Genomic DNA, 24,422 nt, shown 5'->3' on the forward strand with positions numbered 1-24,422 from the left:
CGGAGGCGGTGCGAGCGTGAAGCGGATCGCCCTCAACGGCGCGGGCCTGCTGGTGGCGCTCTTCGCCGCGTTCCCGGTCTACTGGATGATCTCCACCTCGCTGAAGCCGAGTTCCGAGATCTTCTCGACCACGCCCCGGCCGGTGCCGAGCGAACCGACCCTGGAGCACTACCGGCAGATCCTCACCGGCAACCTGATCCCGGGCGTGACCTTCGGCGACTTCTTCCTCAACAGCGTGCTGGTCGCCGTCTCCACCGTGCTGCTCAGCGGCCTGGTCGCGCTGCTGGCCGCCACGGCGGTGGCCCGGTTCCGGTTCAAGCTGCGGACCAGTTTCCTGATCATGCTGCTGATCGTGCAGATGATCCCGCTGGAGGCGCTGGTCATCCCGCTGTTCCTGATGATCCAGCGGCTCGGGCTCTACAACACCCTGCCCAGCCTGATCCTCACCTACCTCGGCTTCTCGCTGCCGTTCGCGGTCTGGATGCTGCGCGGCTTCGTCGCCGCGGTGCCCAAGGAGTTGGAGGAGGCCGCCGCCATCGACGGGGCCAGCCGGGCGCAGATCTTCCGGAAGGTCCTCTTCCCGCTGGTGGCGCCCGGCCTGGTGGCGACGAGCATCTTCTCGTTCATCACCGCCTGGAACGAGCTGATCTTCGCGTTGACCTTCATCAACGACCAGGAGAGCTACACGCTGCCGGTCGCGATGACGTTCTTCTTCGGCCGGGACGACACCGCCTGGGGTCCGGTGATGGCCGCCTCCACGTTGTTCACCCTGCCGGTGATCATCTTCTTCCTGCTGGTGCAGCGGCGGATGGTCTCCGGGCTGGTGGCCGGAGCCGTCAAGGGCTGAGGCCCACGCCGGGACGAGGTGTAAGGAAGGGCCCCTTGCTAACGCTATGCGTTAGCAAGGGGCCCTTCCTTACACCTGGCGGGGGTGCCCGTGGGGCGGGCTAGGCTGACCGCCATGACGGGCAGGCTGGCATCGGTGAACCTCGGCGTCGTGACCGAGGCGGCATGGGCGGGCGACGCGAGCGGTCGCAGTGGCATCGACAAGCGGCCGGTCGACGGCCCGGTGCTGCTCCGCGCCGACGGGGTGGCCGGCGACTTCATCGGTGAGCGCGCCCACCACGGCGGGCCGGACCAGGCGGTCTACGCGTACGCCGAGGAGGACGCCGCGTGGTGGGCGGCTGAGCTCGGCCGGAGCATCCGCCCGGGCGGCTTCGGCGAGAACCTGACCACGTACGCGGTGGACGTGACGGGTGCCGTGATCGGCGAGCAGTGGGCGGTCGGGTCGGCGCTGCTCCAGGTCACCAAGGCGCGGACCCCGTGCACCACCTTCGCCGGCTTCTGGGGCGTACCCGACCTGATCAAGCGGTTCACGGCGCGGGCGGCGCCCGGGGCGTACCTGCGGGTGCTGCGCGAGGGCGAGGTCGGCGCGGGGGACCCGGTCGAGGTGGTGGACCGGCCGGCGCACGGCGTGACGATCGGCGAGGTGTTCCGCGCCCTGAGTCTGGAGCCGGAGCTGCTGCCCCGGCTGCTCGACGCGCCGGAACTGCCTGATTCCGTCCGGGAGAAGGCACACCGCCGGCTCACCGGCCGGAGCTGACCCACGCCGGCTGACCGCCGGGCGGCAGTCGCGAGGATCGCCCCGGGAACGGAAACGGGCCCCGCCCGTAGGGGAGGGGCCCGTTCGGCGTCACCGTCGTGGTGCGGCCGACCGAGTCAGCGCGGCCGGAAGGCCGCCGATCGGTACGGCGCGGCCGGGCTGCCGCCTGATCGACTCAGCGCAGCCAGGGGACGCTGCGGTCGAGCAGCCCGCGCTGCTTGAGCTCCTTGCGCAGCGGGATCTCGTCGTCGATGTAGCCGTCCCAGTTGATGCCCCAGTAGTTGGCGGTGTGGGTGCCCTCACCGCAGAGCTGGCGCTGCACCGGCGTGCGGTTGCCCCACCACTCGCCGTCCTTGTCGATGTGCAGCTCGTCCAGGGGGCGGATCCACCGGTAGGTGTAGCCCACAAAGAGCATCTTGCGGGTGATGGTCGACAGGTTGGTCGACCGGGAGTGCCACTGGCGGCGGTCGAAGATGAACGCGTCACCCGGGTTGGCGGTGATCTCCACCGTGCCCTCCGGGTCCGGGTTGTGCACGGAGGTGTCCGCCGGGCGGGGCAGCGAGTTCCACAGGTGGCTGCCCGGGATCACCTTCGTGGCGCCCCGGCCGTTCTCCGACAGGTCGGAGAGCACGTAGGCCACCTTGAGCGAGAACATCGGCCGGGGCAGGTTCGGGTCCATCGTCTCCGGGTCGGAGTTCTGCCGGTACCCGTCCTGGTGCCACCCCCAGTACGGCTTCTCCGGCTCCGCCGCCGGCGGGGTGACGTCCAGGTGGTTGTGGTGGGTGTAGATGTTCCAGCCGGCCAGGCCCCACATGTACGGGAAGGCGATCGGGTGGGTCAGCAGGTCGCCGAAGAGCTCGTCGCGCTCCAGGAAGCCCAGCAGGTGCAGGGTGCCGTCCTTGGTGGTGGTGCCCTTGGCCTGCTCCTCGGCGTAGACGCGGTCCACCGCCGCCTCCAGCGCCGCCCGGTGGTCCTCGGTCAGGACGTTGCGCAGCAGGAGGAAGCCCTGCTCGTGGAATTCCTTGCGGTCGGTGTCACTGATCGGTTCGTAACCGGTCCGGTCGCCGTAGTCGAACACCTCGACGTACCCCTCCCCATGTGGCGAAACCATTGTCTGGCACAGGCCGCCGATCGTAACGCGCTGGTTCCGGGACGGGGCACTGCCCGGTGCGTTGCGCGCTCGTGTCCCGACCGTGGGGAGCGATCCGACAACTTTCCGTCAGGATGCTGGGGGTAAATGGGGCATATTCTCGGAAATGACGGTTTGTGCGGTCACTGCCGGTAAAGAGATCGGGGTCCCTACCCCTCGGCGAAGACCTCCGCGACCACCCGCCCGGTGGCGGGCGTGTCGCTGGTCCGGTTCCAGGTGCCGTCCCGGGCCGTCCACTCCAGGTCGCCGAACCGCACCCGCTTCACGCCGTTGTCGTGTGCGTGCGAGACCAGCCAGTGCGCGTACCGCCAGCCCCGGCGCTCGTCGGCGGCGGGGACCGTCAGGCCCGTCAGACCCGCAGCCTCGGCCGTGGTGGCCAGTCCCCAGTCCAGCGACAGCCCACGGTGCAGCGCGCTGGTCGCCGCCACGCCACGCAGCACCGGGTCGCGGCCCACCGTGCAGGCGACCGCGCCGGTGGCGTGCCCGACCAGGGCCCGGGTCAGCACCTCGGACTCGTCCGCCCACTTCTCGTACGCCTCCGGGAAGGCCGAGCGCTGCACCTTCTGCGCCGCGTCGGTGACCCGCATCCCCTCCCAGCCGCGCACCTTCTTCAGCGCGGCATAGAACCGCTTGGCCGCGTACCGGGGATCGCGGATCTGCTCCGGAGTGCCCCAGCCCTGGCTCGGGCGCTGCTGGAACAACCCGACGGAGTCGCGGTCGCCACCAACGAGATTGCGCAGGCCGGACTCCTGGTACGCGGTGGCCAGCGCCACCACGACCGCCCGCTCGGGCATCTTCCGCTGGATGCCGATCGCCGCGATCGTCGCCGCGTTGGCCATCTGGTCGGCGTCCAGTGCCACCCGGCCGTCCGCCTGCACCGTGCACGTCCGGCTGGCCAGGGGAAGGCGCAGATTTCCACCCACCTGCCGAAGGACGATCCAGACGCCGACCACGGCGACCAGGACGACCACGACGCCACCCGCCACGACTGCCCGAGTTCGCACCCACACCCCCTGATCGACAGTCCGCCAAGCGTACGTCCCCCGTGGCACCTCCCGGGCCGTCCGCCCGTTTCTCCCCGACCGCCGGGCGGAGTGCGGACCTTCCCGTTTCCCGCGCCGCCTCACCCGCCCGCCGGCATCCGTTACCCGTCGATGCCCGCTGGAACGTCACCGTCGGCCGGCACCCAGCGCGCCGGCCGCTTCTCCCGGAACGCCAGGACGCCCTCGCGTCCCTCCTCGGACAGGAAGTACCCGGTCGAGAGGGCGGCCAGCTCGGCGATCTCCGCCCGCAGGTCCGTGGCGGGCGGCCGGCGCAGCAACTGCTTCGCCCCGGCCAGCGCGCCCGGTGCCCCCCGCACCAGAGCGTCGCAGTACCGTGCAACCGCCGCCTCCAGCCCGTCCGCCGGCACGGCGGCGGTGACCAGGCCGATCTCGGCCGCCCGCTGACCGTCGAAGGTGTCGCCGGTCAGGTAGAGCTCGGCCGCCGCGCGGGCGTGCAGGCGGGGCAGCACGGTCGCGGAGATCACCGCCGGGACCACGCCGATCCGCACCTCGGTGAAGGCGAACGTCGCCTCCCGGGCGCACACCGCCAGGTCGGCCGCCGCGATGAGGCCCAGGCCGCCGGCCCGGGCCGGCCCGGCCACCTTCGCCAGCACCGGCTTCGGGCACTCCCAGACCGCCGCGAGCACGTCGCCGAGCATCCCGGCCGGCACCGTGCCGCTGGCGTACGCCGCGGCGGTCTCCTTCAGGTCCGCGCCGGAGCAGAAGACCGGGCCGGTGTGGTCCAGCACGATCACGCGTACGGCGTCGTCGGCGACCGCCTCGGCGAGCCCGGCCAGCAGCTGGGTCATCAGCGGCGTGGAGAGCGCGTTGCGGTTGTGCGGGCTGTCCAGGGTGAGCGTGGTCACCCCACGGGCCGTGGCGGCCCGCACGAGCACGTCGGGAGAGGTCATGCCGGGCACACTAGTGGCCATGCCCGGCGTCCTTCCAGAAGGCGAAACCGTCCCCGCCGACGGCTCGCTGCCCGCCACCGCCACCCGTGCCGTCGGCGCGCGCGGCTTCGGCGTGTACGTGCACGTGCCGTTCTGCGCCAGCCGCTGCGGCTACTGCGACTTCAACACGTACACCGCCGCCGAGTTGGGCGGCGGGGCCAGCCGCGAGGAGTACGCCGACACCGTGCTGGCCGAGCTGGCGCTCGCCCGCCGGGTGCTGGGCGACGCCCCGCCGCCCCGGGTCGACACGGTCTTCGTCGGCGGCGGCACCCCGACCCTGCTCCCCGCCGACGACCTGGCCCGGATCCTCGACGGCATCGACCGCACCTGGGGGCTCGCGCCCGACGCCGAGGTGACCACCGAGGCCAACCCCGAGTCGGTCACGCCGGAGTCGCTGAAGGCGCTGCGGGCCGCCGGCTACACCCGGATCTCGCTGGGCATGCAGTCCGCCGCGCCGGGGGTGCTGGCGATCCTGGACCGGACCCACAGCGCCGGCCGGGCCGTCGCCGCCGCCCGGGAGGCGCGCGACGCCGGGTTCGACCACGTCAACCTCGACCTCATCTACGGCACGCCGGGGGAGACGGAGGCGGACTTCGCCGCCTCCCTCGACCAGGTCGTCGCCGCCGGGGTGGACCACGTCAGCGCGTACGCCCTGATCGTGGAGGACGGCACCCGGCTGGCCACCCGGATGCGGCGCGGCGAGTTGCCGTACCCCTCCGACGACGTCGCCGCGGACCGTTACCTCGCCGCGGAGGCCGCCCTCGACGCGGCCGGGCTCTCCTGGTACGAGGTGTCGAACTGGGCCCGCGGCGAGGCGGCCCGGTGCCGGCACAACCTGCTCTACTGGACGGGCGCCGACTGGTGGGGCCTCGGCCCGGGGGCGCACAGCCACGTCGGCGGCGTGCGCTGGTGGAACGTCAAGCACCCCACGACGTACGCGAAACGCCTGGCCGGCGGCGAGTCGCCCGGCCTGGCCCGCGAGGTGCTCACCGCTGGCGAGGCGCACATGGAGGACGTCATGCTCCGGCTGCGCCTCGCCTCCGGGTTGCCGCTGGACGCCCTCGACGCCGCCGGCCGCCACGGTGCCGAGCGGGCGCTCGCCGACGGGCTGCTGGCCGCCGGCGAGTACGCGGCCGGCCGGGCCGTGCTGACCCTGCGGGGGCGGCTGCTCGCCGACGCGGTCGTCCGCGACCTGCTGCCCTGAGCCGGGCGGCCGTGGCCGGGGGCCAGCCGGGGGAGCGGCCGGCCCCCCGGGTCACTTGGCGAAGCTGTACACCATCGGGTAGCGGTAGAGCACGCCCTCGTTGGCCTTGACCCCGCCGACGATCCCGAAGATCAGCGGCACCAGCCAGACGAGCATCGGGACGAAGAACAGGATGCCGCAGGTGATCAGCGTGAGCACCCAGCTCAGCACGCCGATGATCGTCCAGGTGATCTGGAAGTTCAGCGCCGCGACGGCGTGCGCGCGGACGGTCGGCGACTGCTGCCCGCGGGTCATCATCGCGATGAGCGGTGCCAGCCAGCCCAGCAGCCCGCCACCGAGGATCACGCCGGCCGCGCCGCCGAAGTGGGCGATCAGCGCCCAGTTCTTGTCCTCGGCGCTGGCGTAGCCGCCGGTGGGCGGGCCGTAGCCACCACCGGCCGGGTAGCCGGCCCCCGGCGGGGGGAACCCGCCGGGCGGGTAGTCGCCGGGCGGCGGGTAGGCGCCGGGCGGCGGATAGCCTCCCTGCGGTGGGTAGCCTCCAGGCGGGGCATAGTCACCCGGCGGGGGATAGTCGCCCGGCGGAGGGTAGCCGCCCGACGGCGGTTGGTCACCGGTGGGTGGTGGATAGCCACCGGGCGGGGGATAGCCGCCCGGGCCCGGCGGCCCGGACAGTGGTGCGGTGGGTTCGTTGGTGCCGGAAGAGCCGGGAAACCCCGGCGGGGCGGCCGGGTCCGGCTGGGCGCCGGGGTCCCCCGCTCCGGGAGGGCGAGGTGGTTCAGTCATGAGGTCACGGTAGGGGCAGCCGGCAAGGCGGCACCAGCGTGACACCGGCCGTGATGTCCGAATGGCCGGTGCGGGCCGGCGCCGGACCGGGCCCCGGGTGCGGGAGGTCGGCCCGATCGCCCGAGGTTGATCATCGCGTCGGTGGGTCTGCCGACGTAGACTGGCACTCGCTACAGTCGAGTGCCAGCAGCCGCCCGGTCCACCGGGTGGCGGGGCCGACGTGCGACAGGAGGTGGGGCGGATGGGTCTCGACGACCGCAAGCTCGCCGTGCTCCGCGCGATCGTCGAAGACTACGTCGCCACGCAGGAGCCCATCGGCAGCAAGGCGCTGGTCGAGCGGCACCAGCTCGGGGTGTCCCCGGCGACCGTCCGCAACGACATGGCCGTGCTGGAGGAGGAGGGCTACATCCGCCAGCCGCACACCAGTGCCGGCCGGGTGCCCACCGATCGGGGCTACCGGCTCTTCGTGGACCGGCTGTCCCGGGTCAAGCCGCTCAGTCCGGCCGAGCGCCGGGCGATCGAGCGCTTCATGTTCGGCGCGGTCGACCTGGACGACGTGGTGCACCGCACCGTCCGGCTGCTGGCCCAGCTCACCCGGCAGGTCGCCGTGGTGCAGTACCCGAGCCTGGCCCGCTCCTCGGTGCGTCACCTGGAGCTGGTGCCGATCTCGACCACCCGGCTGATGCTGGTCATGATCGCCGACACCGGCCGGGTCGAGCAGCGGCTGGTCGAGCTGCCCGCGCCGATCCCCGCCGAGGACGTCATGGACCTGCGGCGGCTGGTCAACGAGAAGCTGGTCGGCACCCGCCTGTCGGAGACCCCGCCGCTGGTGCAGGCGCTGGTCGAGGAGTCGGTGCCGCACCTGCGGCCGGCCATGACCACCCTCTCCACGGTGCTGCTCGAGACGCTGATCGAGCGGCACGAGGAGCGGATCGCGCTGGCCGGCACCGCCAACCTCACCCGAGGGGGCCTGCTCGACTTCCAGGGCTCGCTGCGCCCCATCCTGGAGGCGCTGGAGGAGGAGGTCGTGATGCTCAAGCTCATCGGCGAGGCGGAGCCGAGCACGACGCGGGTACTGATCGGCGACGAGAACGAGATCGACAACCTGCGGGCCGCCTCCGTGGTCAGTACCGGCTACGGGCCGGGCTCGACCAGCGTGGGCGGCCTCGGGGTGCTCGGGCCGACCCGGATGGACTACCCCGGCACCATCGCCACGGTGAGGGCCGTGGCACGCTACGTGGGCGAGCTGCTGGCCCAGAACTGACCAGTCAGGGCCGACGGCCGGTTCCGGCCGGCGACCGGTGCAACGCGAGACGAACATGAGGACACGGAACGCAGTGGCCAGGGACTACTACGGCATTCTCGGGGTGAGCCGGGAAGCCTCCGACGACGAGATCAAGCGCGCCTACCGCAAGCTGGCGCGGCAGTTCCACCCGGATGTGAATCCGGATCCGGAGGCCCAGGAGAAGTTCAAGGACATCAACGCCGCGTACGAGGTCCTGTCGGACGACCGGAAACGGCAGATCGTCGACCTGGGCGGCGACCCGCTCGCCCCCGGCGGCGGGGGCGCGGGCCCGGGCGGTCCCGGCGGTGCCGGGCCGTTCGTCGGCTTCCAGGACATCATGGACGCGTTCTTCGGCGGAGCGGCCGGCGGTTCGCGGGGGCCACGGCCACGGACCCGGCCCGGCGCCGACGCGATCCTGCGGCTGGAACTGGACCTGCACGAGACCGCGTTCGGCGTCGAGGCGCCGATCACCGTCGACACCGCCGTGCTCTGCACGACCTGCTCGGGCGCCGGCACGGCGGCCGGCACCCACCTGGCCACCTGTGAGGCGTGCGCCGGCCGGGGCGAGGTGCAGTCCGTGCAACGCACCTTCCTCGGCCAGGTCGTCTCCGCCCGTCCGTGCACGGTCTGCCAGGGGCACGGCACCACCATTCCGCAGCCCTGCCCGACCTGCGCGGGCGACGGCCGGGTCCGGACGCGGCGGTCGCTGACCGTCAAGATCCCGGCCGGCGTCGAGGACGGCATGCGCATCCGGCTCGCCCAGCAGGGCGAGGTCGGTCCGGGCGGCGGCACGGCCGGCGACCTCTACGTGGAGATCCACGAGCGGCCGCACGACGTCTACTCCCGCAAGGGCGACGACCTGCACTGCCGGGTCACGGTGCCGATGACCGCGGCGGCGCTCGGCACCCGACTGACCATCAAGACGCTGGACAGCGAGGAGACGGTCGACGTCAAGGCCGGCACCCAGCCGGGCAGCACGCTGCGGCTGCGTGCCCGGGGCGTGCCGCACCTGCGCGGCACCGGCCGGGGCGACCTCTACGTCCACCTCGACGTGCGCACGCCCACCAAGCTCGACGCCGACCAGGAGCGGATGCTGCGCGACTTCGCCAAGACCCGGGGCGAGGAGGTCGCCGAGCTGAGCAAGCAGGGCGGCTTCTTCTCCCGGATGCGCGACGCCTTCAACGGCCACGCCTGACGGTCCGGCCCGGGTCGCCGCAGGCGCGGCGGCCCGTCGGCCCGGCTCGGTGTGCGCCTGGCCGCCCCGGCGCCGGGCGGGGCGGCTAGCCTGATCGTCGTGTCCGCGCCGCTGTTCCTGGTCGATCCGCTGCCCACCGACGACCGGCTGGTCCTCGACGGCCCCGAGGGGCACCACGCCGCGACCGTGCAACGGCTGCGGGTCGGGGAGCGCCTGCTGCTCGCCGACGGGCGGGGCGGCACGGCCACCGCCGTGGTCACCGCCGTCGGCCGCGGCACCCTCGACCTCGAGATCACCTCCCGGGGGTACGTCGACGCGCCCGTGCCGCGCCTGGTGGTGGTGCAGGGCATCGCCAAGGGCGACCGGGGTGAGCTGGCCGTGCAGGCGATGACCGAGGTCGGCGTGGACGAGATCGTGCCCTGGGCGGCCGCCCGGTCGGTGACCCAGTGGCGCGGCGACCGGGGCGTACGGGCGCGGGAGAAGTGGGCGGCGACCGCCCGGGAGGCGGCCAAGCAGGCCCGCCGTGCCTGGCTGCCCGTGGTCGCCGGCACGCCGGACGAGTCGACGACCCGGGTGACCCGCCGGATCTCCGGAGCCGCTGCCGCGTTCGTGCTGCACGAGGAGGCGCAGGAGCGGCTGACCACCGTCGAGTTGCCCGCCACCGGGGAGATCGTGCTGGTCGTCGGCCCCGAGGGCGGCATCGCCGACGCCGAGCTGGACGCCTTCCTGGCCGCCGGGGCCCGCGCCGTACGCCTGGGGCCCTCGGTGCTGCGCACCTCGACGGCCGGGGTGGCCGCCCTCTCGGTCCTCGCCACCCGCCTCGCCCACTGGTGACCCGTCGCCCCGGGTTGTGATCCTGCTGCCTGGGTTCCGACCTCTCCGGCCGGGATCCTGGCCGGTTCCGTCCGGGCCGGGCGGGTCAGGTGCGCAGGTAGGAGGCGCCGTTGAGGTCGACGATGGTGCCGGAGGCCCACTCCGCCTGCGGGGACGCCAGCCAGTGCACGGCGGCGGCGATCTCCTCGGGGCGGGCCACCCGGTTGAACGGGCTCTGCGCCCGGATCGCGGCGCCCCGGTCCCCGCTCAGGTGGCCGGTGGTCATGTCGGTCTCCACGAAACCCGGGGCCACCGTGGCGATCGTGATGCCGTACGGGGCGAGGGCCACCGCCAGCGACTGCCCGAGGGCGTTCAGCCCGGCCTTGCTCGCGCCGTAGGCGGGCTGCTCCGGCTCTCCCCGGAAGGCCCCACGGGAGGAGACGTTGACGATCCGCCCGCCCCGGTCGCGCATGTGCTGCGCGGCGCACCAGATGACGTTGCCCGCCCCGGTCAGGTTGGTCTCCAGCACCTGCCGCCACTGCGCGCGCCACTGCTCGTAGGAGGCGCCGAAGACCGGGTGCGGGGCGTTCCGGTCGCCGTACACCCCGGCGTTGTTGACCAGCACGTCCAGCCCGCCGAGCAGGCCGGCCGCCTCGTCCACCATGGCCCGTACGGCGTCCGGGTCCGTCAGGTCGGCGCGGACCACCACGTGTCCCTCGCCGGGCAGTTCGGCGCGCAGCCCCTCGGCCAGTTCCGCCGAGTCCCGGTGGTGGATCGCCACCCGGTCACCGCCGGCGGCGAACGCGGTCGCCACCGCCCGCCCGATGCCGCGCGAGGCTCCCGTCACCAGTACCGCCCGTGAAGTCACGCCGGCCATCATGCCTGGCCGGCCCCCGCGCCGTACGCCGGCCCCCGTACCGCGCCGGCCTGCCCGCCGCGCGCCGGTCCCCGCGTCGTGCGTCGGCCGCTGCCCGCCGTTAGGAAGGGCCCCTTCCTCTACCGCAGGCGTTAATAAGGTGCCCTTCCTTACACTGCCCCGCATGGGAACCGACTGCCTGTTCTGCCGCATCGTCGCCGGGGAGATCCCGGCCACGGTCGTCCGGGAAACCGCCACCACGCTCGCCTTCCGCGACATCGCCCCGAAGGCGCCGGTGCACGTGCTGGTGATCCCGAAGGAGCACTACGCCGACGTGGCGACGCTCGCCCAGGGTGATCCGGCACTGGCCGGGGACGTGCTCGCCACGGCCGCCGCCGTGGCCGAGGACGAGGGGCTGCTCGGCGACGGCTTCCGGCTGATGTTCAACACCGGCGCGTACGGCGGCCAGGAGGTCTTCCACGTGCACGCGCACGTACTCGGCGGCGCGCCGCTGGGCCCCATGCTGGCCCGGGACCTCGCGTGACGGCGGTGACCGACCGCCTGGCCCGGCTGGTGCGGTCGGTCCAGGCGCAGGCCCGGGTGCCGGCGGTGTCGGTGGCCCTGCACCGGGCCGACCGCCCGCTCTGGACGTGCGCCGTCGGCGGGACCGGCAACGAGGCCGAGCTGGGGCCGGGCACCCGGTTCCGGATCGGGTCGGTCACCAAGACGTTCACCGCCGTGCTGACCCTCCAATGCCGTGACGACGGCCTGCTCGACCTCGACGACGAGCTGGGCCGGCACCTGGAGCTGCCGGCCCACGGCGAGCTGACGGTGCGCCGGCTGCTGTCGCACACCGCCGGCCTGCAACGGGAGCCGTACGGCGACGTCTGGGACACGCTGTGCGCTCCGGACGCCGAGGGGCTGGTCGCCGACCTGGCCCGGGCCGAGCGGGTGCTGCCACCGGGCCGGCGTTACCACTACTCGAACCTCGGCATGGCGCTGCTCGGCCGGCTCGTCGGCCACCTGCGCGGCGGCACCTGGGCGGAGGTGCTCGCCGAGCGGGTGCTGACCCCGCTGGCGTTGGCCGAGACCTCGACGGAGCCGGGGCCGCGCGCCGCGACCGGGTTCCTGGTCGACGCGTACTCGGACGAGGCGCACCCCGAGCCGCCCGCCGACTTCGCCGCGATCGGCCCGGCGGCGCAGCTCTGGAGCACGGCCGCCGACATGGCCCGGTGGGCGGCCTTCCTCGCCGACCCCGCGGCGCTGGACCCGGCCGGCGCGGTGCTGGCCCCGGCCACGCTGGAGGAGATGCGCTGGCCGGCGACGGTCACCGACGAGACGCTCTGGGCCGTCGGCTTCGGGCTCGGCCTGATCCTGGTGCCGCAGGGCGAGCGGATCATGCACGTCGGGCACGACGGGGCGATGCCCGGCTTCCTGGCCGGCGTCTACGGGCGGCGGGGCGGGGAGGGCACCCCCGGCGCGATGGGCGTCGCGGTGCTCGGTTCCTCCGGCACCGCCGGCGAGGTCCTCGACCTCCCGCACCGGCTGCTGGCCGCCGCGGTCGAGCACGACCCGGCCGACGTCGCGCCGTGGCAGCCGGGCCCGCCCGCCCCGGAGCACGTACGCGGGCTGCTGGGGCGCTGGTGGGGCGAGGGTTTCGAGTACGTCTTCTCCTGGCACGACGGTGCGCTGCGGGCCCGGGGCGCCGACGATCCGGCGGGCAGACCGCCGTCGGTCTTCGCCCCGCTGCCGGAGCGGCCGGACGTGTTCCGTACGGTCTCCGGCCGGGAGGCGGGCGAACTGCTCCGGCTGACCCGGGACGAGCGCGGCGAGGTGGTCCGGATGCACTGGGCGACCTACCGGTTCACCCGCGTCCAGCAGACCTTCGACCGGTACGACTTCCGGTCCGGCTCCTGACCTGCGGCGCGGCCGGGCGGCCGGGCGGAACCGCGATCAGGCGGACGGGCGGGAGCGGGCCGAACGTGCCCGCCCCACCCGGATCCCGTCCGTGGCCCCCCGCCGGGCCCGTCGTCTCCGCACGTGCCCTGTCGTCGGCGCGCCCGCTCCGCGTTCGCACGCGCGATCCGTCGTCTTCGGGCGCTGTCCGCCCTGCTGTCCGGTCCGGCGCCGGTCGACGGCGCCCGGCCGTGGCCGTCCCGCACGCGGGGAAATGGGCGAGGTGCCGCCGCTGTTGAACCGATACCATGGAGGGAACGTCAGCACGCCGCGCCGCCAGGCCCGGCGCCGAGATCGAGAGCAGGTGGCGTAGGGCCCCTCGGCCCGACCTATGACCGGCACCCCACCTCCCGGCCCGCCCCGGGTACAGACCAGGATCACCGTCCCGGATTCGAAGATCATGGTCAACCTGCTCGGCGCGGGTGACGAGATCCTGCGACTGGTCGAGCGCTCGGTCGACAGCGACGTGCACGTCCGGGGCAACGAGATCACGATCACCGGCGCCCCCGCCGACAACGCGCTCGCCGAGCGGCTCTTCAGCGAGCTGCTCGAGCTCATCGAGAAAGGCGAGACCCTGACCACTGACGCCGTCCGGCGTACCGTCGGCATGCTCGAGCAGGGCGGCGCCGAGCGGCCCGCCGAGGTCCTGACGCTCAACATCCTCTCCCGGCGCGGCCGCACCATCCGGCCCAAGACGCTGGGGCAGAAGCGCTACGTCGACGCGATCGACGCGCACACCATCGTCTTCGGCATCGGCCCCGCCGGCACGGGCAAGACCTACCTGGCGATGGCGAAGGCCGTCCAGGCGTTGCAGGCCAAGCAGGTCAACCGGATCATCCTCACCCGGCCGGCGGTCGAGGCGGGGGAGCGGCTCGGCTTCCTGCCGGGCACGCTCAACGAGAAGATCGACCCCTACCTGCGCCCGCTCTACGACGCGCTGCACGACATGCTCGACCCCGACACCATCCCCAAGCTGATGGCGGCGGGCACGATCGAGGTCGCGCCGCTGGCATACATGCGGGGCCGCACGTTGAACGACGCGTTCATCATCCTCGACGAGGCGCAGAACACCACGCCCGAGCAGATGAAGATGTTCCTCACCCGGCTCGGCTTCGGTTCCAAGATCGTCGTCACCGGTGACGTCACCCAGGTGGACCTCCCCGGCGGCACGACCAGTGGCCTGCGGGTGGTCCGGGAGATTCTGGAGAACGTCGAGGACGTGCACTTCGCCCAGCTCTCCAGCTCCGACGTGGTCCGGCACCGGCTGGTCGGGGAGATCGTCGACGCGTACGCCCGCTGGGACGCCGAGCGGGAGAACCAGCAGGCGCAGAGCGTGCACGCCGTGCCCGGGCGGCCCGCCCAGGGCGGCCGGGCCGGCCGGCGCCGCTAGACCGAGGGAAGACTGTTGTCCATCGAGATCGCCAACGAGTCCGGTGTCGACGTCGACACGGACGCCGTGCTCGCCGTCGCCCGGCACGCCCTCGACGAGATGGGGGTCAACCCCCTCGCCGAGCTGTCCGTGCTGCTGGTCGACATCGACTACATGACCGAGCTCAACCACCGGTGGATGGGTGGTGACGGCCCGACCGACGTGCTCGCCTTCCCCATGGACGAGGGCAGCGTCGACCACGGCCCCGGCGAGACGACCGCGGCCGGCGGGGAGCCCGCACTGCTCGGCGACATCGTGCTCTGCCCCGAGGTGGCGGCTAAGCAGGCGGCCACCGCCGGGCACTCCTCCGCCGACGAGCTGCACCTGCTCACCGTGCACGGGGTGCTGCACCTGCTTGGCTACGACCACGCCGAGCCGGAGGAGGAGCGGGAGATGTTCGCCCTCCAGGCCCGGCTGCTGGCGAGCTGGCGGTCGACCCGGTCCCGGTGATGACCACCCCGACACTGGCGGCCGGTGCCACCGGCCTACCTGACCTGCAACTGCTGGTCTTCGCGGCCGGCCTCGTGGTGCTGGCCGGCCTGATCGCCATGACCGAGGCGGCGCTCGCCGCGGTCTCGCCGGCCCGCGCCGCCGAGCTGGCCCGCGACGGCGCACGGGGCGCGCGGACGCTCCAGACCGTCGCCGCGGACGTGGTCCGCCACCTCAACCTGCTGCTGCTGCTGCGGCTGCTCGCCGAGCTGACCGCCACCACCCTGGTGGCGCTGGTCGCGGTCGACACCTTCGGCGCGGGCTGGCGCGCCGCGCTGATCACCGCCGGCGCGATGACCGTGATCAGCTTCGTGGTGGTCGGGGTCGGCCCACGGACCATCGGCCGGCAGCACGCGTACGTGGTCGGGCGGTCCGTGGCGCCGCTGGTCCGCTGGCTGGGCCGGGCGCTCAACCCGCTCGCCTCGCTGCTCATCCTGATCGGCAACGCGGTGACCCCGGGGCGTGGCTTCCGGGAGGGGCCGTTCGCCACCCAGGTGGAGCTGCGCGAGCTGGTCGACCTGGCCGAGCAGCGCGGCGTCGTGGAGCACGGCGAGCGGCAGATGATCCACTCGGTGTTCGCGCTCGGCGACACCATCGCCCGCGAGGTGATGGTGCCGCGTACCGAGATGGTGTGGATCGAGGAGCGCAAGACGCTCTCCCAGGCGCTCGCGCTCTTCCTGCGTTCCGGCTTCTCGCGGATCCCGGTCATCGGCGAGAGCGTCGACGACGTGCTCGGCGTGCTCTACCTCAAGGACCTGATCCGGCGGACCCAGGGCGGCGCCTCGGCGGACCGCCAGGTCCCGGTCGCCGAGCTGATGCGCCCGGCCACCTTCGTGCCCGAGTCCAAGCCGGTCGACGACCTGCTCTCGGAGATGCAGGCCGCCCGCAACCACCTGGTCATCGTCGTCGACGAGTACGGCGGCACCGGCGGCCTGGTCACCATCGAGGACATCCTGGAGGAGATCGTCGGCGAGATCACCGACGAGTACGATGTCGAGCGCCCGCCGGTCGAGCACCTCGACGACGGGGCGGTGCGGGTCACCGCACGGCTCCCCGTGGAGGATCTCGGCGAGCTGTTCGACACCGAGCTGCCCACCGACGAGGTGGAGACCGTCGGTGGCCTCCTCGCCCAGTCCCTGGGTCGGGTCCCGATCCCGGGGGCGCAGGTCGAGGTCGCCGGGCTCCGGCTGATCGCCGAGGGCACCACCGGCCGGCGCAACCGGATCGACACCGTGCTGGTGAGCCGGGCGGAGTCGACCGATCCACAGAACGACCCGGGCCGTGCCGAGCAGGCCGAGCCCCGGGACGACACGAACCGATCCGAGGAGAGGCAACCCGCCGATGCCTGAGTCACCCGCCGTACCGGGCTCCCAGCCCACTCCGTCCGACCCGGTCGAGCTGAGCGCCGAGGACGGCAAGCTGGTCGTCCTGGCCCGGGGGGCGCGTGGCCGGGTGGGTGCCGTGGAGGGCGCGGCGGTCCGCGACCAGGACGGCCGGACGTACGCCGCCGCCAGCGTCTCGCTGCCCTCGTTGACGATCACCGCGCTCCAGCTCGCGGTGGCCTCGGCGGTCGCGGCCGGCGCGACCCGGCTGGAGGCGGCCGTGGTGGTGACCGAGGCGTCGACGTTGGACGGTGCCGGGCACGCGGCGGTGCGCGACCTCGCCGCGGAGGCGCCGATCCACGTGGCCGCCCCGGACGGCACGGTGCTGGGCACGGTGGTGGAGTGAGCGACCTCCAGCAGCATCCCTACCGGGCCGGCTTCGCCTGTTTCGTCGGCCGGCCGAACGCCGGCAAGTCGACGCTGACCAACGCGATCGTCGGGCAGAAGATCGCCATCACCTCGAACAAGCCGCAGACCACCAGGCACGTCATCCGGGCCGTGCTGCACCGCCCCGAGTCCCAGCTCGTGCTGGTCGACACCCCGGGCCTGCACCGCCCCCGTACGCTGCTCGGCGAACGGCTCAACGACCTGGTCCGACAGACCTGGAGCGAGGTCGACGTGATCGGCCTCTGCATCCCGGCGGACGAGCCGATCGGGCGGGGCGACCGGTTCATCACCGGCGAGCTGGCCGAGCTGAAGGCCACCGTGCTGGCGGTGGTCACGAAGACCGACCTGGTGGACCGCAAGCGGCTGGCCGAGCAGTTGCTCGCCGTCAGCGAGCTGGGCGAGTTCGCCCAGGTGGTGCCGGTCAGCGCGGTCTCCGGGCACCAGGTGGACACGCTGGTCGACGTGATGACCGGCTACCTCCCCGAGTCGCCGCAGCTCTATCCGGACGACATGCTCACCGACGATCCGGAGCAGGTGCTGGTGGCCGAGCTGATCCGGGAGGCCGCGCTGGAGGGCGTCCGCGACGAACTGCCGCATTCCATCGCGGTGGTCGTCGAGGAGATGATTCCCGAGGGCCAACTGATGAAGATATACGCCGACGTGTATGTCGAACGGCCCAGTCAGAAAGCGATCGTGATCGGCCACCGGGCCAGCCGGCTCAAGCACGTCGGCACCACGGCCCGCCGGCAGATCGAGGAGTTGCTCGGCACCCGGGTCTACCTCGACCTGCACGTCCGGGTGGCGAAGGACTGGCAGCGGGATCCGAAGCAGCTACGCAAGCTGGGCTTCTGACGCCTGGGTCCGGCCCCGGGCGCGGCGCTCCCGCACGTGATCGGTGTGCGCCGGAGCGGGTGCTCCCGTGCGGCCGGGGTCGGCTGGTCGGTCGATAGCGTGCCGACGGATGATCGATATCGGTCGGCCGTATGGAGGATGTCACGATCAGCCGGGGCGGTTGCCGTTTGCCGTGCCGATTCCGGAGGGTAGGAGAAAGGACAGCCCCCGCACCTCCGGACATAGATGCAGGCTGATGCGAAACCGATACCTGGACCTGCTCCGCTTCCTGGCCATCGTTCGAGTGGTCGTCTACCACGTCACCGGTTGGGCCACGCTGACCCTCGTCTTCCCGGCGATGTCGGTGATGTTCGCGCTGGCCGGCTCCCTGATGGCTGCCTCGTTGCAGCGCTGGGGGACCGGTGCGGTCGTCCGGCGGCTGCGGCGCCTGCTGCCGTCGCTCTGGGTGCTCGCCGCCGTCTTCGTGCCGGCCATGCTGCTCACCGGGCTGCCGTTGAGCCCGAAGGTGCTGCTCTGGCTCTTCCCCATCGCCGACCCGCCGGCCAACGGCTGGGGCGCGGTGGCGCTCAGCGTGATCTGGTACCTGCGCGACTACCTCTGGTTCGTACTCGCCTCGCCGGTGGCCCTCTGGCTGTTCCGGCGTGCCCCGGTGCCCACCCTGATCGCCCCGTACGTCCTGCTCGTCGCGGCCGAACTCGGCCTGCTCCCGCCGGTGCCGGGGGCGCTGCACCACTTCGGGCTCTACTTCGGGGCCTGGCTGCTCGGCTTCGCACACCAGGCCGGGATGCTGCGCCGACTGGCCAACCGGGTGCTCGTGCCGGTGGCGCTGGCCCTCGCCGCGGCCGGGGCCGCCTGGATCGTCACCCACCCCGGCCCGCGCGGGTACGACCTGAACGACAACCCCCTGGGCAACGCGCTCTGGTCGGCCGCCTTCATCCTCGTGCTGCTCGGCCGCGGGCCGGCGAGCGCGGCCTGGGTGGACCGGCGGGCGACGTTCGGCCGGGCGGTGACCGTGGTGAACCGCCGGGCGCTCACCGTCTACCTGTGGCACATGCCGTTCGTGGTGGCGCTCACCCCGCTCGTGGACGTGGTGGGCTGGTCGCACCAGGACCCGCTCGGGCTGGCGATCCGGGTGGTGCTGGTCTTCGCGCTGGTCGCGGTGGTGACCGTGCTGGTCGGCTGGGTGGAGGACCTGGCGGCACGCAGGCCGGTGGAGTTGGTCCCCGGAGGCGCCCGTCCCGGCCCGGGCGCCGGTCGGGTGGCGGTGCCGCAACCCCGGGCCGCCCGGGAATCGGAGACCGTCGAGGTCAGCGCGCGGTGAGGGTCTGGTTCCCGCTGCCGGTGGAGAGGTCCAGCACCAGGGACGCGGCCGGATCGTGGGTGACCCCCAGCGAGGCGTCGCCGCTGCCGGTGCGGGAGCGGACCTGGTAGCGGCCCGCGGGGACGACCAGCTTGACGTCCCCGCTGGAGGCGTGCGCGCGCGCCGACGCGGGGGCGGAGAGGTCGAGGGTGATGTTGCCGGAAGTGGCCTCCGCGGCGACCCCCGCGCCGAGCCGGCGCCCGGTGATGTCGCCGGAGCCGGTCTGCAACGTGACCTCGGCCGTGCTGTCGTCCACCTCGACGTTGCCGGAGCCGGTCTTGACGTTGACGGCACCCGCGGCGCGGCTGACCACGACGTCACCGGAGCCGGTCTCGGCCTGGACCGCACCGGAGCCGGACACCCGGATGTTGCCCGAACCGACCTTCATCTCCACCGCGCCGACCTTGCTCAGGTTGACGTCGCCCGAACCGGTCTCGCCCGTCACGCTCACCCCCTCGGGGACGGTGACCTCGTAGGAGATGCTGCAGTCGTCGCCGCAGTCGGTGTCCAGCACCAGCTCGCCACCCTTGACCGCGTACGTGGTGTCGGGCTGGGCGCCGTGGTAGCGCACCACCCGCTTGATCCGCACCTCGCCGGCCGTGCCGATGCCCCGGACGCTCACGTCGCCGGCTCCCGGAAGCACCCGTACGGCCGTGATCCGGGCCGCCTCGGTGTCGTCGAAGTCGAGCCGGCGGGAGGCGAGGTTGTCACAGCCGGTCGAGACGACCAGCATGGCGGCCACGGCGAGCGTGGCGGCAGCGCGGTACTGGGCCATGGGGGCACGCTACGAGGCGGCCGCCGCGTCGCGCATCGGGGTTCCGCGTGTGTCCACCCCGAGCCGACCCTGATTCCGCACCCCGAGAGAGAATGGTCCGATGGCCGGGTACCGCCGACAGCTCTACCGCGACGACGCGGTGGTCCTGCGTGTGCAGAAGCTCGGTGAGTCCGACCGGATCATCACCCTGCTCACCCGGCGGCACGGCCGGCTCCGGGCGGTGGCCCGGGGGGTCCGCCGCACCACCAGCAAGTTCGGCGCCCGGCTGGAGCCGTTCGGCCACGTCGACCTCCAGCTCGCCGGCGACCCCAAGGGCAACCAGGGCAGCTCGCTGCACACGGTCAGCCAGGTCGAGGGCATCGACCTCTACGGCAAGCGGTTCCTCGGCGACTATCCCCGCTACACGGCGGCCAGCGCGATCGCCGAGACCGCCGAGCGGCTCACCCCCGTCGAGCGGGAGCCGTCGCTGCGGCTGTTCCAGCTCACCCTGGGCGCGCTGCGGGCGCTCGCCGAGGGCAGCCACGCCACCACTCTGGTGCTCGACGCGTACCTGCTGCGGGGGATGGCGCTGGCCGGCTGGGCGCCGGCGCTGACCGCCTGCGCCGTCTGCGGCACGCCGGGGCGGCACCGGGCGTTCTCGGTGCCGGCCGGGGGCGCGGTCTGCCCGGACTGCCGGCCGCCCGGCGCGGCCCATCCCGCCCCGGCCACCATCGACCTGATGTCCGCGCTGACCACCGGCGACTGGCGGGTCGCCGACGCCACCGAGACCGGCGTACGCCGGGAGTGCAGCGGCCTCGTCGCGGCGCACCTGCAGTGGCACCTCGAACGCGCGCTACGCTCGCTGCCGCTGGTCGACCGGGGCGCCCCGACGGCCGGTCCGGTGCCACCGCCACGCGGCGGCGGCGCCGACGTGGACGGTGTGAGCAGGGGGAGAACCGAGTGATCCGATCGTTGAGGGCCGGGCGTCGCGAGCCGGTACCGCCGACGCCGCACCCGTCGGGTGCCCGACCGCCGGCGCTGCCCGCCGACGCGGTGCCGCGGCACGTCGCCGTGGTGATGGACGGCAACGGCCGGTGGGCCAAGGACCGCGGGCTGCCCCGCACCAAGGGCCACGAGGCGGGGGAGTTCTCCCTCTTCGACACGGTCGAGGGTGCCATCGAGATGGGCATCCCCTACCTGTCCGCGTACGCCTTCTCCACGGAGAACTGGCGGCGCTCGCCGGACGAGGTCCGCTTCCTGATGGGCTTCAACCGGGACGTCATCCGCCGCCGCCGGGACCAACTGGTCGACCTGGGGGTGCGGGTGGTCTGGTCCGGCCGGAGCGGGCGGCTCTGGAAGAGCGTCATCTCCGAGTTGCAGACGGCGGAGGAGATGTCCCGGGGCAACTCGACGCTGACCCTCCAGTTCTGCGTCAACTACGGCGGGCAGGCGGAGATCGCCGACGCCGCCGCCGCCATCGCCCGCGACGCCGCGGCGGGCCGGCTGGATCCGGCGAAGGTGACGGAGAAGACCGTCGCGAAGTACCTCTACCACCCGGAGGTCCCCGAGGTCGACCTGTTCCTGCGCCCCTCCGGCGAGGAGCGGATCTCCAATTTCCTGCTCTGGCAGACCGCGTACGCCGAGCTGGTCTTCCTCGACACGCTCTGGCCCGACTTCGACCGCCGCCACCTCTGGTACGCCTGCGAGCTGTACGCGCAGCGGGACCGTCGCTTCGGTGGCGCGCTGCCCAACCCGGTCGCCCCACCGGTCTGAGGCTTACCGGCCGGCCGTACGGGGTACCACCTCGGTCAACAGCCACTGACGGAGGTGAACCCACATGATTCAGAAGCGTGTTGCCCAGTGGGCGATGATGGCGGTCGCCGTGCCGGTGGCGGCCGCAGGCGCCCGCAAGCTCAGCCACACGATCGAGGCCCGGCGGGGCCCCTCCGGCGTCTCCCGCCTGCTCACCAAGGGCGCCGACATGCTCCGTCCGCAGAAGGCCAAGCGCCGCCGCTTCTTCTGAGGCACCCTGCGTCGAGGCGGGGCGGGTGTGCCGGGCCCAGCACTTGTGGGCCCGGCACCCCGCCCCGCCCCTAATCGCGCCCGCCTCCGGCCCCTGCCCGGACCTGCCCCGCCCCGGCCGCCGTTCACGCGGTTCTGGTGCCCGGCGACCGCCTCCGGGTCGAGTGATCGGCCCCGAACCGCGGGTGGCCGTCGGATCGGGGGTTCGGGTTCCGGGGGTCAGCCTGGGCGGGGGTGCCTAGGATCGGGGAGCGGGGCGGATGCCCTGGCCGCGTCGAACCTCGGGGGTGGGGATGCGGGATCTCCGATACAAAATGATCATGGCGTTGAGCGCGGCCGACCTCGGTGACCCGATCTGCGCTCAGGTCGCCGAGATCTGCGCCGAGATCGCCGAGCAGCACTGCCACGAACTCGGCCACGCGCCGCGACTGCGCTCCGGGGAGATCGGCGAGTTGGCCACCGGTGAGCCGGCCCTCACCTGGGCGCCCGCCGAGACCGGGCAGCGTGCCTGGTGACCGCTCCCGCGCCGTCCGTCGACGTCCGGCGCGCCGACGACCGGTTCGCCACCCGGATCTCCTGGCTCGACTCGAAGCACTCGTTCTCGTTCTCCCGGCACTACGATCCCGCCAACACCCACCACGGGCTGCTGCTGGTCAACAACGACGACGTGGTGCGGCCGGGCGCCGGCTTCGAGACCCACCCGCACCAGGACATGGAGATCGTGACCTGGGTGCTGCGCGGATCTCTGGTGCACCAGGACTCCACCGGCCACTCCGGCGTGATCTACCCCGGGCTGGCGCAGCGGATGAGCGCCGGCACGGGCATCCTGCACTCGGAGAAGAACGACGCCTGGCGGCTCGACGGCCGCGATCCGCACACCGATCCCGTCCACTTCGTGCAGATGTGGGTGCTCCCCGACGAGCAGGGCGTGAAGCCCGGCTACGAGCAGCTCGAGATCGGCGACCAGCTCCTGCACGGTGGTCTGGTGCCGGTCGCCTCCGGGATGGAGCGCCACGACGGCGCCTCGGCGATCCGGATCCGCAACCGGTTCGCGGCCCTGCACGCCGCCCGGCTCGACCCCGGCGACGAGGTCACCCTTCCGGACGCGCCCTTCGTCCACCTGTACGTCCCGACCGGCGCGATCATCCTGGAGGACTCCGGGCCGCTCGGCACCGGAGACGCCGCCCGGCTCACCATGACGGGCGGACGGCGGGTGACCGCCACCGAGCCGGCGGAGATCCTGGTCTGGGAGATGCACGCCACCCTCGCCTGACCCTCCTCCACCTCGCCCCGCACCCCCGCACCCCCGCTCCCACCGTCGATCTTGCAGTTTCTGCCCGTGCGAACAGTGCATAAGCCCCATAACGCGGGCCGAAAGTGCAAGATCGCGGGTGCGGGTGCGGGTGCGGGTGCGGGTGCGGGTGCGGGTGCGGGTGCGGGGGCGACGGGCGACGGGCGGGGAGTAATTCGGGTGCGCGGGGGTGGGGGGTCGGATAGTGTGCGGGTATGCGTATCTGACGCCCCACTCCGAGCCGACCCGCCGCGTTCCGCGGTAGTGGTCCGCGTGCTCCCGGGCGTCCGCATTCCGCACCTGTCGTCGAGGCGGCGGTGTCCCTCGTGGTCGATCCCGGGCAGCAGTCCCGATTCCGCCCGACCGTCGCGCGACGGTCACCTGACGAGGCGGGCACCAGCCACCGGCCGTCGTGCCGGGGCGGGAGGGCCCGCAGACCAAGGAGGCACGGATGCCTGCCAGGCGCAACCCGAAGAAGTCCCGTACCACCCTGCCCACGCCGTCCACCGTGGACCTGACGCCGGTCAACCTCGACGAGGTGGCAGTGGCGCCGGCCGTGCCGGTGCTGCCGGTCGAGCGGCCGGCGGCGCCGAAGGCCGGTCCGCCGGTCTCCGGCACCGGCCGCTCCGGCGCGTTGCGTGGCCAGCGGGCCGGTCAGGCCCGCCGGTACGCCTTCCGGCGCAGCTGATCGTGTCACCCGGGTGGAGTCGTCGTCGGCGACTCCACCCGGCCCGTCAGCCGATCAGCGGGCGGAACGTGCCGAGCAGCACGCTGACGGTCAGCGCGGCCCCGGCGAGCGCCGCCGCGCCGGCGATCAGCAGGCCGTCGGCGGCGACGAAACGCTGCCGCCGGGCGACGGTACGCGGGGTTCCCGCGTCGAAGCCCCGAGCGTCCATCGCCACGGCCAGCCGGGTGCCCCGACGGATCGCCCCGACCAGCAGCGTGAAGGCCGTCGAGGTGAACAGCCGCAGCTTCGCCAGCGGGTTGTGCCCCGCCTCCACGCCACGGGCGCGGCGGGCCATGGAGATCATCTGCCACTCCTGCCCGAGCAGCGGAACCAGCCGGAACGCCGCCAGCGCGCCGATGGCGAACCGGGCCGGCGCCTTCGCGTTCTGGATCAGCGCGTCCGCCAGGTCGGTGGGGTCGGTGGTGGCGAAGACGATCACACCGGGCAGCGCCACGGCGAACATGCGCAGCACCAGCCCGAGCGCGGTGAGCAGCACCCCGGACGTCACCACCGCCGGGCCGGCCTCGACCAGCACCCGGCCGGAGCGCTCGGCCGCGAACAGCACCAGCGTCACCACGATGCCGACCGCGCCCACGAGCAGCGGCCAGGCCCGCCGGGCCAGCACCCGGTAGCGGACCCCGAACAGCGGCAGCACGGCCAGCTCGACGGCGATCGCGATGGCCGGGGCCACCGGGTCCAGGGTGGCGACCAGGACGAACGAGAACACCAGCGCCGCGACGAGTTTGGCCACCGGGTTGCGCCGGGCCAGTGGCGCCTCCGGCCGGGCGACCGGCTCGAAACTGATCACGCCCACTCCAGAATGCGACGGGTGACCGGTGCGGCGGTCGGGTCCGCGCCCGCCGGCCACCGGGACCGGCGGGCCGTGCTGAG

At 73.3% G+C, this 24,422-nt stretch carries 27 protein-coding genes; 20 read left to right on the forward strand and 7 right to left on the reverse strand.

Annotated features, from left to right (window positions below):
* The first annotated feature begins 16 nt into the window (after positions 1 to 16).
* Together ABZ809_RS28650 and ABZ809_RS28655 are read left to right on the forward strand one after the other, a co-directional pair.
* The gene (locus ABZ809_RS28650) at positions 17 to 847 is read left to right on the forward strand and encodes a carbohydrate ABC transporter permease (RefSeq protein ID WP_357565767.1); all 831 of its coding nucleotides are present in this window, start codon (positions 17 to 19) and stop codon (positions 845 to 847) included.
* A 114-nt stretch (positions 848 to 961) separates the two neighbouring features.
* Positions 962 to 1,603, forward strand: coding sequence for an MOSC domain-containing protein (locus tag ABZ809_RS28655; protein WP_357565726.1), 642 nt, complete (start codon positions 962 to 964; stop codon positions 1,601 to 1,603).
* Between the two features lie 175 nt (positions 1,604 to 1,778).
* On the opposite strand, the gene ABZ809_RS28660 is transcribed toward ABZ809_RS28655, so the two are convergent.
* The 3 genes from ABZ809_RS28660 to ABZ809_RS28670 all read right to left on the reverse strand — a co-directional run bounded on the left by ABZ809_RS28660 (position 1,779) and on the right by ABZ809_RS28670 (position 4,707).
* Positions 1,779 to 2,714, reverse strand: a complete 936-nt coding sequence (locus ABZ809_RS28660; RefSeq protein ID WP_357565727.1) for a phytanoyl-CoA dioxygenase family protein — start codon at positions 2,712 to 2,714, stop codon at positions 1,779 to 1,781.
* Between the two features lie 188 nt (positions 2,715 to 2,902).
* A complete protein-coding gene (locus ABZ809_RS28665) occupies positions 2,903 to 3,763 on the reverse strand; it encodes a hypothetical protein (protein ID WP_357565728.1) in 861 nt (286 codons plus the stop codon).
* A 134-nt stretch (positions 3,764 to 3,897) separates the two neighbouring features.
* On the reverse strand, positions 3,898 to 4,707 hold the full coding sequence (locus ABZ809_RS28670) for an enoyl-CoA hydratase-related protein (protein ID WP_357565729.1): 810 nt from the start codon (positions 4,705 to 4,707) through the stop codon (positions 3,898 to 3,900).
* Between the two features lie 19 nt (positions 4,708 to 4,726).
* On the opposite strand from ABZ809_RS28670, the gene hemW reads away from it, so the two are divergent.
* Positions 4,727 to 5,950: a radical SAM family heme chaperone HemW gene (gene hemW / locus ABZ809_RS28675; protein WP_357565768.1), complete on the forward strand. Its 1,224-nt coding sequence runs from the start codon at positions 4,727 to 4,729 to the stop codon at positions 5,948 to 5,950.
* Between the two features lie 51 nt (positions 5,951 to 6,001).
* Here hemW and ABZ809_RS28680 read toward each other — a convergent pair whose 3' ends face one another.
* Positions 6,002 to 6,733 carry a DUF4870 domain-containing protein gene (locus ABZ809_RS28680; protein WP_357565730.1) on the reverse strand — a complete coding sequence of 244 codons (732 nt, stop codon included), beginning with the start codon at positions 6,731 to 6,733 and terminating at the stop codon, positions 6,002 to 6,004.
* A gap of 241 nt (positions 6,734 to 6,974) precedes the next feature.
* On the opposite strand from ABZ809_RS28680, the gene hrcA reads away from it, so the two are divergent.
* The 3 genes from hrcA (at position 6,975) to ABZ809_RS28695 (ending at position 10,047) form a co-directional block, all read left to right on the forward strand.
* Positions 6,975 to 7,997: a heat-inducible transcriptional repressor HrcA gene (hrcA, locus tag ABZ809_RS28685; RefSeq protein ID WP_357565731.1), complete on the forward strand. Its 1,023-nt coding sequence runs from the start codon at positions 6,975 to 6,977 to the stop codon at positions 7,995 to 7,997.
* 73 nt (positions 7,998 to 8,070) lie between these two features.
* On the forward strand, positions 8,071 to 9,213 hold the full coding sequence (gene dnaJ, locus ABZ809_RS28690) for a molecular chaperone DnaJ (RefSeq protein WP_357565769.1): 1,143 nt from the start codon (positions 8,071 to 8,073) through the stop codon (positions 9,211 to 9,213).
* Between the two features lie 99 nt (positions 9,214 to 9,312).
* Positions 9,313 to 10,047 carry a 16S rRNA (uracil(1498)-N(3))-methyltransferase gene (locus ABZ809_RS28695; protein ID WP_357565732.1) on the forward strand — a complete coding sequence of 245 codons (735 nt, stop codon included), beginning with the start codon at positions 9,313 to 9,315 and terminating at the stop codon, positions 10,045 to 10,047.
* 85 nt (positions 10,048 to 10,132) lie between these two features.
* Here the strand turns inward: ABZ809_RS28695 and ABZ809_RS28700 are convergent, their stop codons facing one another.
* Positions 10,133 to 10,894, reverse strand: a complete 762-nt coding sequence (locus ABZ809_RS28700) for an SDR family oxidoreductase (RefSeq protein WP_357565733.1) — start codon at positions 10,892 to 10,894, stop codon at positions 10,133 to 10,135.
* Positions 10,895 to 11,066: 172 nt separating this feature from the next.
* On the opposite strand from ABZ809_RS28700, the gene ABZ809_RS28705 reads away from it, so the two are divergent.
* The 8 genes from ABZ809_RS28705 to ABZ809_RS28740 all read left to right on the forward strand — a co-directional run bounded on the left by ABZ809_RS28705 (position 11,067) and on the right by ABZ809_RS28740 (position 18,698).
* On the forward strand, positions 11,067 to 11,426 hold the full coding sequence (locus ABZ809_RS28705; protein ID WP_357565734.1) for a histidine triad nucleotide-binding protein: 360 nt from the start codon (positions 11,067 to 11,069) through the stop codon (positions 11,424 to 11,426).
* Positions 11,423 to 12,799 carry a serine hydrolase domain-containing protein gene (locus tag ABZ809_RS28710; protein WP_357565735.1) on the forward strand — a complete coding sequence of 459 codons (1,377 nt, stop codon included), beginning with the start codon at positions 11,423 to 11,425 and terminating at the stop codon, positions 12,797 to 12,799. The genes ABZ809_RS28705 and ABZ809_RS28710 overlap by 4 nt, the downstream gene beginning before the upstream one ends.
* Before the next feature lie 370 nt (positions 12,800 to 13,169).
* A complete protein-coding gene (locus ABZ809_RS28715) occupies positions 13,170 to 14,228 on the forward strand; it encodes a PhoH family protein (protein WP_357565736.1) in 1,059 nt (352 codons plus the stop codon).
* A 15-nt stretch (positions 14,229 to 14,243) separates the two neighbouring features.
* Positions 14,244 to 14,717: an rRNA maturation RNase YbeY gene (gene ybeY, locus ABZ809_RS28720; RefSeq protein ID WP_357565737.1), complete on the forward strand. Its 474-nt coding sequence runs from the start codon at positions 14,244 to 14,246 to the stop codon at positions 14,715 to 14,717.
* Complete coding sequence (locus ABZ809_RS28725) at positions 14,693 to 16,105, forward strand: hemolysin family protein (RefSeq protein ID WP_357565770.1); 1,413 nt, start codon at positions 14,693 to 14,695, stop codon at positions 16,103 to 16,105. The genes ybeY and ABZ809_RS28725 overlap by 25 nt, the downstream gene beginning before the upstream one ends.
* Complete coding sequence (locus ABZ809_RS28730; RefSeq protein WP_357565738.1) at positions 16,098 to 16,484, forward strand: cytidine deaminase; 387 nt, start codon at positions 16,098 to 16,100, stop codon at positions 16,482 to 16,484. Before ABZ809_RS28725 ends, ABZ809_RS28730 begins: the two co-directional genes overlap by 8 nt.
* Entirely contained in the window at positions 16,481 to 17,377 is an 897-nt protein-coding gene (era, locus tag ABZ809_RS28735) for a GTPase Era (protein ID WP_357565739.1), read from the forward strand. Before ABZ809_RS28730 ends, era begins: the two co-directional genes overlap by 4 nt.
* Positions 17,378 to 17,612: 235 nt before the next feature.
* Positions 17,613 to 18,698 (forward strand): acyltransferase, encoded by a 1,086-nt coding sequence (locus ABZ809_RS28740; protein WP_357565740.1) that lies wholly within the window; start codon positions 17,613 to 17,615, stop codon positions 18,696 to 18,698.
* On the opposite strand, the gene ABZ809_RS28745 is transcribed toward ABZ809_RS28740, so the two are convergent.
* The gene (locus tag ABZ809_RS28745; protein ID WP_357565741.1) at positions 18,685 to 19,512 is read right to left on the reverse strand and encodes a DUF4097 family beta strand repeat-containing protein; all 828 of its coding nucleotides are present in this window, start codon (positions 19,510 to 19,512) and stop codon (positions 18,685 to 18,687) included. The two genes, ABZ809_RS28740 and ABZ809_RS28745, sit on opposite strands and share 14 nt — an antisense overlap.
* Before the next feature lie 100 nt (positions 19,513 to 19,612).
* On the opposite strand from ABZ809_RS28745, the gene recO reads away from it, so the two are divergent.
* From recO to ABZ809_RS28775, 6 genes are all read left to right on the forward strand, one after another.
* Positions 19,613 to 20,455, forward strand: a complete 843-nt coding sequence (recO, locus tag ABZ809_RS28750; protein WP_357565742.1) for a DNA repair protein RecO — start codon at positions 19,613 to 19,615, stop codon at positions 20,453 to 20,455.
* The gene (locus ABZ809_RS28755; RefSeq protein ID WP_357565743.1) at positions 20,452 to 21,264 is read left to right on the forward strand and encodes an isoprenyl transferase; all 813 of its coding nucleotides are present in this window, start codon (positions 20,452 to 20,454) and stop codon (positions 21,262 to 21,264) included. Before recO ends, ABZ809_RS28755 begins: the two co-directional genes overlap by 4 nt.
* Before the next feature lie 64 nt (positions 21,265 to 21,328).
* A complete protein-coding gene (locus ABZ809_RS28760; RefSeq protein ID WP_357565744.1) occupies positions 21,329 to 21,514 on the forward strand; it encodes a hypothetical protein in 186 nt (61 codons plus the stop codon).
* 319 nt (positions 21,515 to 21,833) lie between these two features.
* Complete coding sequence (locus ABZ809_RS28765; RefSeq protein WP_357565745.1) at positions 21,834 to 22,028, forward strand: thioredoxin reductase; 195 nt, start codon at positions 21,834 to 21,836, stop codon at positions 22,026 to 22,028.
* Entirely contained in the window at positions 22,025 to 22,786 is a 762-nt protein-coding gene (locus ABZ809_RS28770) for a pirin family protein (RefSeq protein ID WP_357565746.1), read from the forward strand. The genes ABZ809_RS28765 and ABZ809_RS28770 overlap by 4 nt, the downstream gene beginning before the upstream one ends.
* A gap of 469 nt (positions 22,787 to 23,255) precedes the next feature.
* The gene (locus tag ABZ809_RS28775) at positions 23,256 to 23,492 is read left to right on the forward strand and encodes a hypothetical protein (protein ID WP_357565747.1); all 237 of its coding nucleotides are present in this window, start codon (positions 23,256 to 23,258) and stop codon (positions 23,490 to 23,492) included.
* Positions 23,493 to 23,538: 46 nt separating this feature from the next.
* Here ABZ809_RS28775 and ABZ809_RS28780 read toward each other — a convergent pair whose 3' ends face one another.
* Positions 23,539 to 24,339 carry an energy-coupling factor transporter transmembrane component T gene (locus ABZ809_RS28780; protein WP_357565748.1) on the reverse strand — a complete coding sequence of 267 codons (801 nt, stop codon included), beginning with the start codon at positions 24,337 to 24,339 and terminating at the stop codon, positions 23,539 to 23,541.
* Positions 24,340 to 24,422 lie beyond the last annotated feature (83 nt).

The sequence above is a fragment of the Micromonospora sp. NPDC047074 genome (genome assembly GCF_040643815.1).
Lineage (GTDB): Bacteria > Actinomycetota > Actinomycetes > Mycobacteriales > Micromonosporaceae > Micromonospora.